The 6,728-nt window shown below is 73.6% G+C and carries 6 protein-coding genes; 3 read left to right on the forward strand and 3 right to left on the reverse strand.

Annotation, left to right across the window (positions count from 1 at the left end; translation table 11 throughout):
* Positions 1-904 (reverse strand): ferrochelatase (locus AC13HU_RS28640; RefSeq protein WP_483044861.1); only part of this gene is annotated, 904 nt, incomplete at its 3' end.
* 304 nt (positions 905-1,208) lie between these two features.
* On the opposite strand from AC13HU_RS28640, the gene AC13HU_RS28645 reads away from it, so the two are divergent.
* The 3 genes from AC13HU_RS28645 (at position 1,209) to sepH (ending at position 5,248) form a co-directional block, all read left to right on the forward strand.
* Positions 1,209-2,486 (forward strand): MFS transporter, encoded by a 1,278-nt coding sequence (locus tag AC13HU_RS28645; RefSeq protein ID WP_483044862.1) that lies wholly within the window; start codon positions 1,209-1,211, stop codon positions 2,484-2,486.
* Positions 2,413-3,765 carry a D-arabinono-1,4-lactone oxidase gene (locus AC13HU_RS28650; RefSeq protein WP_483044863.1) on the forward strand — a complete coding sequence of 451 codons (1,353 nt, stop codon included), beginning with the start codon at positions 2,413-2,415 and terminating at the stop codon, positions 3,763-3,765. The genes AC13HU_RS28645 and AC13HU_RS28650 overlap by 74 nt, the downstream gene beginning before the upstream one ends.
* Before the next feature lie 391 nt (positions 3,766-4,156).
* Positions 4,157-5,248 (forward strand): septation protein SepH, encoded by a 1,092-nt coding sequence (gene sepH / locus AC13HU_RS28655; RefSeq protein ID WP_483044864.1) that lies wholly within the window; start codon positions 4,157-4,159, stop codon positions 5,246-5,248.
* 139 nt (positions 5,249-5,387) lie between these two features.
* Here the strand turns inward: sepH and AC13HU_RS28660 are convergent, their stop codons facing one another.
* Together AC13HU_RS28660 and AC13HU_RS28665 are read right to left on the reverse strand one after the other, a co-directional pair.
* The gene (locus AC13HU_RS28660) at positions 5,388-6,215 is read right to left on the reverse strand and encodes a sulfurtransferase (RefSeq protein WP_483044865.1); all 828 of its coding nucleotides are present in this window, start codon (positions 6,213-6,215) and stop codon (positions 5,388-5,390) included.
* 54 nt (positions 6,216-6,269) lie between these two features.
* A partial coding sequence (locus AC13HU_RS28665) for an ROK family protein (protein ID WP_483044866.1) occupies positions 6,270-6,728 on the reverse strand: 459 nt, incomplete at its 5' end.

Genomic DNA, 6,728 nt, shown 5'->3' on the forward strand with positions numbered 1-6,728 from the left:
CCTCCATGTGGTCGGAGACGAACCCGATGGGCACCATGACCACCGCGAGGGCGCCGTCGGCGTGCTCGCGCTCCAGGTGGTCGCAGATGTCCGGCTCCAGCCAGGGGATGTGCGGGGCGCCGCTGCGGGACTGGTAGACGAGCTGCCAGTCGCGGTCCTTGCCGGTGGCCGCGCGGACCCGTTCGGCGACCAGCCGGGCCGTCTCCAGGTGCTGGGCGACGTACGCGCCGCCGTCGCCGTGGCCCTCGACCGGGCCGGAGGTGTCGGCGGCGGCGGTGGGGATGGAGTGCGTGGTGAAGGCGAGGCGCGCGCCGTCGCGCACCCCCTCGGGCAGCGCGGCGAGCGCGGCGAGGGTGTTGTCGGTCATCGGTTCGACGAAGCCGGGGTGGTTGAAGTAGTGCCGCAGCTTGTCGACCCGCAGCGCGGGGCGGCCCTCCTCGGCGAGGACGGCGAGCGAGGCGGCCAGGTTCTCCCGGTACTGGCGGCAGCCGGAGTACGAGGCGTACGCGCTGGTGGCCAGCACCAGCACCCGGCGGTGCCCGGCGTCGGCGATCTCCCGCAGCGTGTCGGTCAGGTAGGGCGCCCAGTTCCGGTTGCCCCAGTACAGCGGCAGGTCGAGGCCGTGGTCGGCGAACTCCTTGCGGAGCGCGTCCAGCAGCTCGCGGTTCTGCGCGTTGATCGGGCTGACCCCGCCGAACAGGAAGTAGTGCTTGCCGACCTCCTTCAGCCGCTCGCGCGGGATGCCGCGGCCCCGGGTGACGTTCTCCAGGAACGGCACCACGTCGTCGGGCCCCTCGGGTCCGCCGAAGGAGAGCAGCAGCAGGGCGTCGTAAGGGCCGGTGTCCGGTCGAGCCGGTCGGTCGGGTCGGTCCGGCGCGGCGTGCGGGTCACGCTGATCAGGCATACCTCCGATCCTGCCACTCCGGTGTGACGCCCCCGGTGCCCGGCTCCTGCGGAAAACGACTTGCCCCCTTCCTTACGACCTGGTGCACGACAGGCGGCGGGCTCGCGACGTCCTGCGACTTTCGTCTGCGGCGTCGCCGAAACGGGCATTTCGGCGCCTTGCATCCGAAGCCCCATGACGCCGCTCCCTGATCCACCGCCTGTCGTGCACCAGGTCGTAAGCTGTACTGGCCAACCATGTTCCTTACGCGGGACTCCATGTCGTCCTGCCCCGTGCCGACGGCGGCGATGCCGGGGAGCGCCACGTGACCAGCCCCTACCGAGCGATCTACCGGACCCCGGGCGCGATGGCGTTCAGCGTGGCCGGGTTGGTCGGGCGGATGCCGTTGTCGATGCTGGGCATCGGCATTGTGACGATGGTCTCCCAGGTGACCGGGCGGTACGGCCTGGCGGGCGCGCTGTCGGCCACGCTGGCGCTGTCCGCCGCCGCGAGCGGCCCGCGCATCTCCCGCATGGTGGACCGGTACGGACAGCGGCGGGTGCTGCGCCCGGTCTGCGCGGTGTCGGTGGTGTCGGTGGCCGGGCTGCTGGCGTGCGTCTGGGCCGGGGCGCCGGACTGGGCGTACTTCGTGTGCGTGCTGGGCGCCGGGACCACGCCGAGCACCGGCGCCATGGTGCGGGCCCGCTGGTCGGAGATCCTGCGCGACACCCCGGAGAAGCTGCACACTGCCTACTCGGTCGAGGCGGTGGTGGACGAGATCGTCTTCATCGTGGGCCCCATCCTGTCGGTGGGGCTGAGCACGGGCTGGTTCGCCGAGGCCGGGCCGCTGCTGGCGGCGGTGTTCCTGGCCGTCGGGGTGCTGGCACTGACCGCGCTGCGCGGCACCGAGCCCGTCCCGCACCCGGACGCGCACCAGGCCGGCGGGTCGGTACTGGCCGCACCCGGGCTGGCGGTGCTGGTCGGGGTCTTCGTCGGCACCGGGGCGATGTTCGGCGCGGTGGAGGTGGTGACGGTCGCGTTCGCCGACGAGCGCGGCCACAAGGCCCTGGCCAGCGTGGTGTTGGCGACATACGCGCTCGGTTCGTGCGTCGCCGGGCTGGTGTTCGGGCTGACGCGGCCGCGCGGAACGATCGCGGGGAGGTTCCGGCTGGGCATCTCGCTGATGGCGGTGAGTATGATCCCGCCACTACTGGTCGGGAACTTGTGGTTCCTGGCCTTGGCGCTGTTCTTCTCCGGCCTGACCATCGCCCCCACGATGGTGAACGCGATGGGCCTGGTCGAACAGCTGGTACCCCGGGGGCGGTTGACCGAGGGAATCACGTGGACCAGCACGGGTCTCGCGGTCGGCGTCGCCGCCGGTGCCGCGCTCGCCGGTCGGGTGATCGACGCGCGCGGTGCCTCGGCCGCCTTCTGGGTGTGCACCTTCGCCGCGGCCTTCGCGGCGGCGGTGGCGTTCCTCGGCTATCGCCGGCTGCGGCCGGCACCGGATCGGGAGGAGCAGGATCACGATGAGCCGGACCGGAGCAGCACCCACGGCCACGAGCGGCACGACGGCACCCGCGAAGGCGAGGGTGTGGCGTAACTGGGCGGGCAACGTCTCGGCGCGCCCGGGGCGGGTCGCCACGCCCGCGTCGGTGGACGAACTGGCCGTGGCGATACGGGAGGCGGCCGCGGACGGCCTGCGGGTGAAGGCGGTCGGCTCCGGCCACTCCTTCACCGCGGCCGCGGCCACCGACGGGCTGCTGGTGCGGCCCGAGGGGCTGTCCGCGATCAGGTCGATCGACGCCGAGGCCGGCACCGTCACCGTGGAGGCCGGGGTGCAGCTCAAGCAGCTCAACGCGGCGCTGGCCGCGGTGGGCCTGTCGCTGCGGAACATGGGCGACATCATGGAGCAGACGGTGGCCGGCGCCACCAGCACCGGCACGCACGGCACCGGCCGCGACTCCGGCTCGATCGCCGCGCAGATCGTCGCACTCGACCTGGTCACCGCCGACGGATCGGTGCTGACCTGCTCGGCCGAGCAGAACCCCGAGGTGTTCGCCGCCGCCCGGATCGGGCTCGGCGCGCTCGGCGTGGTCAGCGCCCTCACCTTCGCGGTGGAGCCGCTGTTCCTGCTCTCCGCCCGGGAGGAGCCGATGAGCTTCGACCGGGTGACGGCGGACTTCGACCAACTCGTCGCCGAGAACGAGCACTTCGAGTTCTACTGGTTCCCGCACACCGAGGGCTGCAACACCAAGCGCAACAACCGCAGCACGGGCCCGGCCGCCCCGGTGCCCGCGGTGCGCGGCTGGATCGACGACGAACTGCTGTCCAACGGCGTCTTCCAGGCCGCCTGCGCACTGGGCAAGGTGGCGCCGTCGGCGATCCCGGGCATCGCGAAGCTCTCCAGCCGCGCGCTGTCCGCCCGGACGTACACCGACATCGCGTACAAGGTCTTCACCAGCCCGCGCCGGGTGCGGTTCGTGGAGATGGAGTACGCGCTGCCGCGGGAGGCCGCGGTGCCGGTGCTGCGGGAGTTGAAGGCCACCGTGGAACGGTCGGACCTTCGGATCAGCTTCCCGGTGGAGGTGCGGGTGGCGCCGGCCGACGACATCGCGCTGTCCACGGCGTCCGGCCGGGACAGCGCCTACGTGGCGGTGCACATGTACCGGGGCAGCCGCTACCAGGAGTACTTCACCGCGGTCGAGCGGATCATGACGGCGGCGGGCGGGCGGCCGCACTGGGGCAAGGTGCACACCCGCGACGCGGAGTACCTGCGCGCGGCCTACCCGCGCTTCGACGAATTCACCTCTTTGCGCGACCGGCTCGACCCCGACCGGCTGTTCGCGAACGACTACCTGCGCCGGGTGCTGGGTTCGTAGCCGGGTGCCGGATTTCGCGGCCGGGCGACGGCGACTTCGTCGGCTACGTCCTCTTTCGGGTGATGCGTGATGCCCGCAATTGTGAGCCGGGTCACCCAACTCCCGCCTCCCGCATGACATTCGACGGCGCGGCAGCCGCCCCGCGGTGGCCCGAATGGAGTACCGTGACAAATCCTGGCTTCCGGGCGCCCGGCCGGTCGCCAAGGACGCGTGCGGGGGAGTCGGGAGCGCTCGTCCCGGGGTACCACAATTGGTCACGCTGGGTGGCCAATCGACTACCGTCCCATAACGGCGTGTCACCATGTTGTCCCGACACGCCGGGTAACTCCGCAAGGTTGTGGCACGCTGCACCCGGGCAGGCCACACTCGTTCAACGGGAGCAGCGACGCACGTGACGTCGGCAGGCACCACCCGGGAGGTAATCGTGCCCGAACTGCGGGTTGTGGCCGTCAGCAACGACGGCACCCGACTGGTGCTCAAAGCTGCCGACAGCACGGAGTACACCCTCCCGATCGACGAGCGGCTGCGCGCCGCCGTACGCAACGACCGGGCCCGGCTCGGCCAGATCGAGATCGAGGTCGAGAGCCATCTGCGGCCCCGGGACATCCAGGCGCGGATACGTGCGGGTGCCTCGGCCGAGGAGGTCGCCCAGCTCGGCGGCATCCCGGTGGAGCGGGTACGGCGGTTCGAGGGGCCGGTGCTGGCCGAGCGGGCCTTCATGGCCGAGCGGGCCAGGAAGACCCCGGTCCGCCGCCAGGGCGAGACCACCGGGCCGCAGTTGGGCGAGGCGGTCGCCGAACGCCTGCTGCTGCGCGGCGCGGAGAAGGACACCGTGCTGTGGGACTCCTGGCGCCGCGACGACGGCACCTGGGAGGTGCTGCTGGTCTACCGGGTGGCCGGTGAGCCGCACTCGGCGAGCTGGACCTACGACCCGCCGCGCCGCCTGGTACAGGCGGTCGACGACGAGGCCCGCGCGCTGATCGGCGAGACCGCGCAGACCCAGGGTCAGGAGCCGAGCTTCCCGTTCGTGCCCCGGATCGCCCGGCTGCCCTGGGACCGGCCGCTGGACCGCCCCGGCACGGAACGCCCGGAGCGGCCCGACCGGGCCGACCGCCAGGACCGGGAGGCACGCGCCGAGGAGCAGCCGGAGGAGCGCGACTCGCTCACCAGCCTGCTCGAAGCGGTGCCGAGCTTCCGCGGCGACATGGTCGTGCCTGCTCCCCCGCAGGGACCGCCGGACGCCGCTCCGGCGGCGGAAGTGCCGCAGGAGGAACCGGAGGAGGCCGCACCCGCGGCCAGCGCCGGTGCGGGCTCGGCCTATGCCGACGTACTGATGCCGCGTGCGGTGGCCGGCCACCGCGACCGGTTGAAGGGCACCACCGACCGCCAGGCCGAGGCGGACGGCGTCCGCCCGGGACGGCGGGCCACGGTGCCCAGTTGGGACGAGATCGTCTTCGGCAGTCGCCGCAAGAAGCAGGAGTAGCGACTGCGCACGGACAGGAACAGCCCGGCCCGTAAGGGGAATCGGGACACCGACCGGGAGCCGACGGCCGTAAGGGGCAGCCACTTGGGTGGCTGCCCCTTACGCGTGCGTCCGGCTTACGCGTCCGTCCGGCGGCGCGTCAGCCCGGCTGGCCGCCGGTCGCCACCGGGCGGGACGGGTCGGCGCTCCACTCGCTCCAGGAGCCCACGTACAGCGCCGCAGGGACGCCCGCGGCCGCGAGCGCGAGGATCTGGTGGGCGGCGGACACCCCCGAGCCGCAGTAGACGCCCACCTCGGCGTCGGGCGTCGCGCCCAGGGCGCTGAAGCGGGCCGCGAGTTCGGCGGGGGCGCGGAAGAAGCCGTCGGCGGTGACGTTCTCCGTCGTGGGCGCGCTCACCGCGCCCGGGATGTGGCCGGCGACCGGGTCGATCGGCTCGGTCTCGCCCCGGTACCGCTCCCCCGCGCGCGCGTCCAGCAGCAGCCCGCGGCGGGCGAGTTCGGCGGCGCCGGCCGCGTCGAGCACCGGCAGCGCGCCGGGCCGCGGCACGAAGTCCCCGTCCCCCGCCGCCGGTTCCTCGGTGCTCAGCGGCAGCCCCGCGGCCTTCCACCCGGCCAGCCCGCCGTCCAGCACCCTGACCCGCTCGTGGCCCGCCCAGCGCAGCAGCCACCACGCCCGGGCCGGGCCCCAGCCGTTCCAGTCGTCGTAGAGCACCACGTCGGTGTCCGCGCCGACACCGGCCGCGCGCATCGCCGCGCCGAACACCTCGGTGTCGGGCAGCGGGTGGCGCCCGCGCGGCCCGGGCGGCCCGGCCAGCGCGGCCTCCAGGTCGACGTACCGGGCACCGGGGACGTGGCCCGCCGCGTACTCGCCGTGCCCGGGCGGCCCGCCCATCTTGTAGCGAACGTCGAGTACGGCGGTCGAGGCGGGCGCCGCGGCAAGTTCGGCCGCGGTGATGATGGGTTCCATGCCACCCATTGTGGGTGGTCGCCCACGATCCCGTCAGCGCGCCCGGCCGGGGCGCTACGCGGGCTCCGCCGGCTGTGCGGCCGGTGCGGCGGACAGCAGTTGGGGGGCATCGGCCAACACCAGGCCCGCGGCGCCCCGGACCTCCGCGCCGTCGCCCAGGCCCCCGGTGACGATGTCGACGCTCTCCACCGCCGACGGCAGCGTGTGCCGCCGCACCCCGGCCCGCATCGGTTCGAGGATGTCCTCGCCCGCGCCCGCCAGGTCGCCGCCGACCACGATGAGACGCGGGTTGAGGAGGGTGACCAGGGTCGACAGCGCGCGGCCGACCGCGTCCCCGGCGTCTCGGACCGCGCGCAGCGCCCCGGTGTTGCGCTGCTCGATCAGCGCGGGCAGGTCGCGGGCGGCTACCTGCTGGCCCCAACTGTCCGACAGCAGCCGGGCGATGGCGACGGGGCTGGCGACGGTCTCCAGGCAGCCGCGGTTGCCGCAGCGGCAGATCAGGCCGTCCGCGGT

The organism is Streptomyces sp. NH27, assembly GCF_056859195.1.